The 2,946-nt window shown below is 57.2% G+C and carries 1 protein-coding gene; it reads right to left on the bottom strand.

From position 1 onward, the window contains the following. On the bottom strand, nucleotides 1-2,946 hold a 2,946-nt coding region (locus ACQZ5F_RS25195), incomplete at both ends, for an autotransporter-associated beta strand repeat-containing protein (protein WP_448739323.1).

The following is a 2,946-nucleotide window of genomic DNA, read 5'->3' as shown; positions in this document are numbered from 1 at the left end:
GTCTTGATGGTCGTGCCGCCCTTGTAGGTGTTGGCATCGGCCAGGGTCACATTGCCTGCGCCTTCCTTGGTCACCTTTCCATCGCCGGAAATGATATTGGAGAAGCTGGCGTCGGTCGCGTGATTGATAACAAGCGAGCCATTGTTGGCAATATTGCCCTCGCCGAAGCTTTTGGCCGTGCCGGTCAGAGCGCCGGTCTTGATCGTCGTGCCGCCCTTGTAGGTGTTGGCATCCGCCAGCGTCACATTACCGGCACCCTCCTTGGTCACATTGCCGTCGCCGGAGATGACATTGGAGAAGCTGGCGTCAGTTTCCTGATTGATGACCAGAGTGCCATTGTCGGCGATCTCGCCGGAACCGAAGCTGTTCACGGTCCCGGTCAGAGCCCCCGTCTTGATGGTCGTGCCGCCCTTGTAGGTGTTGGCATCGGCCAGGGTCACATTGCCTGCGCCTTCCTTGGTCACCTTTCCATCGCCGGAAATGATATTGGAGAAGCTGGCGTCGGTCGCGTGATTGATAACAAGCGAGCCATTGTTGGAAATATCGCCGGAACCGAAGCTGTTCACGGTCCCGGTCAGCGCACCGGTCTTGATCGTCGTGCCACCCTTGTAGGTGTTGGCTTCCGCCAGCGTCACATTGCCGTCACCCTCCTTGGTCACATTGCCGTCGCCGGAGATGTTATTGAAGAAGCTGGCGTCAGTCGCTTGGTTGATTACTAAGCTGCCATCGTTGGTGATATTGCCCCCGCCGAAGCTGCTCACGGTACCGGTCAAAGCGCCCTTTTCGATCGCCGTTCCACCCTTGTACGCGTTGGCATCAGCAAGCGTTACGTTGCCGTCTTCCCGCTTGGTCAGCCTACCGTCGCCGTCAATGACATTGGCGAAGCTGGCATCGGTCAACTGGTTGAGCACCAGCGCACCATCGTTGGAGATGTTGCCCTCGCCGAAACTCTTTACCGTACCGGTCAGAACACCGGCTTTGATCGTCGTACCACCCTTATAGGCGTTGACGTCGGCTAGGGTCACATTGCCTGCGCCCTCCTTGGCCACCTTACCGGCACCGGAGATTGCATTGGAGAAGCTAGCGTCCGTCGCCTGATTGATTACCAGGGTCCCATCGTCGGCGATTTCGCCGGAACCGAAGCTCGTGACCGTACCGGTGAGCGCACCGGTCTTGATCGTCGTGCCACCCTTGTAGTCGTTGGCATCGGCCAGGGTAACATTGCCGTCACCCTGCTTGGTCAGCCTACCGTCGCCTTCGATAACATTGGCGAAGCTGGCGTCGGTGGCCTGGTTGAGCACCAAGGCACCATTGTTGGAGATGTTGCCTTCGCCAAAGCTCTTGGCCGTGCCGGTCAGAGCGCCTTTTTCAATCGTCGTGCCACCGATGTAGGTATTGGTATCGGCCAATGTCACGTTGCCCGCACCCTCCTTTCTCAGCGAGCCGCGGCCGGAAATGACATTTGCGAAGCTGGCATCGGTTGCCTGATCGATGACGAGGGTGCCATGGTTGGCGATGTCACCAGTGCCGAAGCTCTTGACTGTGCCGTTCAAAGTGCCTTTTTCAATCGTCGTGCCACCACTGTAAGTATTGGCATCGGCCAGTGTAAGATTACCTCCCCCCTCTTTGGTGAGCGTACCGTTACCTGAAATGACATTTAACAAGCCGGCATTGTTTGCCTGATCGACGACAAGAGCAGAATTGTTGGTGATCCCTCCCGTCCCGAAGCTCTCGACTGTGCCGGTTAGCGTACCCGCCTCGATCTTCGTGCCACCGGCGTAGGAGTTCGCAGCCGTCAGCATCAGATTACCAGCTCCAGCCTTCGTTAGCTTACCATCGCCGGAAATACTGTTGGAGAAGCTGGCGGCATTTGCCTGATTGATGACCAGAGCACCGTTGTTGGTGATGTCACCCGTGCCGAAGCTCTTGTCCGTACCGGTTAGTGTGCCAGCGCTGACCTCGGTGCCACCCTTGTATGTGTTGATCTCGGCCAGCGTGACATTACCCGCACCCTGCTTAGTGAGCGCGCCGTCGCCAGAGATGACATTTGAAAAGGCGGCATCAGTTATCTGATTGAGCACCAAGGCAGCGTCGTTCAAGATATTGCCGGAACCGAAACTGTTTACGCTGCCGGTCAGCGTGCCAGCCACGACTTTTGTGCCGCCGGCATAGCTGTTCGCCGCTGCCAGCGTCAGATTACCTGCCCCAGCCTTAGTCAGCATACCGTCGCCAGAAATGACACCACTGAAATTAACAGCGTCGGAACGACTGAAGATTAAGCTCGCATCGTTGACGATATCACCTGCGATTGAGCCGGTTACCCCATCATTTCCGATCTGCAGCGTGCCAGCCGCAACTTTCGTCCCACCTTTATAGGTGTTGTCGGCAGTCAATGTTAGAGTGCCATCTCCCCGCTTGGTCACCTGACCGTCGCCTGAGATGACGCCGCCGAACGTCACAGCGTCGGAACGATCGAATGCCAGGCGTGCATCGTTGACAACATCGCCGATTATCGAGCCGGCCGTTCCGCCGTCACCGATTATTAGGGTTCCAGCAGCAACGGTCATGCCACTGGTAAAGGTGTTCTCGCCAGTCAGTGTTAGACTGCCATCACCCTGCTTGGTCACCTTGCCGCCGCCGGAGATGACATTGGAGAAGCTGGCGTCGGTTGTCTGGTTGAGCACCAAGGCAGCATCGTTGATGATGTTGCCCTCGCCGAAGCTACTGACTGTACCGGTCAGAGCACCGGTCTTGATCGTCGTTCCACCCTTGTAAGCATTTGCATCGGCAAGGGTCACATTGCCATCACCCTCCTTGGTCACCTTTCCATCGCCGGAGATGACATTGGAGAAGCTGGCGTCGGTTGCCTGATTGATGACCAGGGTGCCATCGTCGGCAATGTTGCCGGAACCGAAGCTGTTCACAGTTCCGGTTAGACCGCCGCCG

It is taken from the genome of Agrobacterium sp. 22-210-1 (genome assembly GCF_053522525.1).
The sequence above is the reverse complement of the archived record's forward strand: the minus strand, read 5'-3'. Positions and strand labels throughout refer to the sequence as shown.